This is a genomic window from Ammoniphilus sp. CFH 90114, assembly GCF_004123195.1.
Lineage (GTDB): Bacteria > Bacillota > Bacilli > Aneurinibacillales > RAOX-1 > YIM-78166.
The window spans coordinates 1-1,232 of sequence record NZ_SDLI01000052.1 but is presented as its reverse complement, the minus strand read 5'-3'; the positions used below and the strand labels follow the sequence as shown (position 1 = coordinate 1,232).

1 protein-coding gene is annotated in these 1,232 nt (G+C 53.2%); it reads right to left on the bottom strand.

Annotated features, from left to right (window positions below):
- Positions 1-1,232: immunoglobulin-like domain-containing protein (locus EIZ39_RS27025; protein WP_368666368.1), on the bottom strand; the 1,232-nt coding region annotated here is incomplete at both ends.

Below are 1,232 nucleotides of genomic sequence, written 5' to 3'. Positions count from 1 at the left end.
GACGACTAATCGTTCCGTCAGCAGCAATCACGGCTGCGTTACCCGAGGACCACGTCACGCTCGTCCCATCTGCCCCCATCGTCGCAAGCGTCAAGTCCTGGGTTACTCCACTCGCACTGTCTCCTGCTGCATATCCTACAGCTAATGCACCTTTCCCGTTCGCTACGGCTTCGGCATCGGTTTGAGATTGCTTCAGCACTTTCACCACAAAGGTCTTCGTTTCGATTGCGGCACCTTTGGTAATCGTTGCGGTCAACGTCACGGTCGCATCCCCGGCGCTGTAAGCTGGTCGACTAATCGTTCCGTCAGCAGCGATCACCGCTGGGTTATCCGAGGACCATGTCACGCTCGTCCCATCGGCACCCATCGTAGCGAGTGTAAAATCTTGGGTTACTCCACTCGCACTGTCTCCTGCTGTATATCCTACAGCTAGCGCACCTTTCGCGTTCGCTACAGCTTCCGCATCGGTTTGAGATTGCTTCAACACCTTCACCACAAAGGTCTTCGTTTCGATTGCGACACCTTTGGTAATCGTTGCGGTCAACGTCACCGTCGCATCCCCGGCGCTGTATGCTGGACGACTAATCGTTCCGTCAGCAGCGATCACGGCTGGGTTCTCTGAGGACCACGTCACGCTCGTTCCATCGACACCCATCGTGGTGAATGTCAAATCTTGGGTTACTCCACTCACACTGTCTCCTGCTGCATATCCTACAGCTAGCGCACCTTTCGCGTTTGCTACAGCTTCCGCATCGGTTTGAGATTGCTTTAAAACAATCACCACAAACTTTTTGGTCAGTGTAGAAGTTCCCTTGGAAATCTTAGCCGTTAATGTAACAGCGGTATCTCCCATACTAAATGGTGTGCGTGTGACTATACCCTCATTCGTGATTACAGTCGTATTACTGCTGCTCCATTCAATGGTTGTACCGTCTACACCCGAAGTTGCTAAAATGAGGTTCTGGACCACTTGATCCGCACTATCATTAAGTCCGGTATAGATTAGGTCTAACGCCGTCTTCGCATTCGCTACGGCTTCAGCATCGGTTTGAGATTGCTTCAGCACCTTCACCACAAAGGTCTTCGTCTCTGTTGCGGCTCCCTTCGCGATGGTTGCGGTCAACGTCACCGTCGCATCTCCGGCGCTGTACGCTGGGCGACTAATCGTTCCGTCAGCAGCGATTACGGCTGGGTTATCTGTGGACCATGTCACGCTCGTCCCATCGGCACCC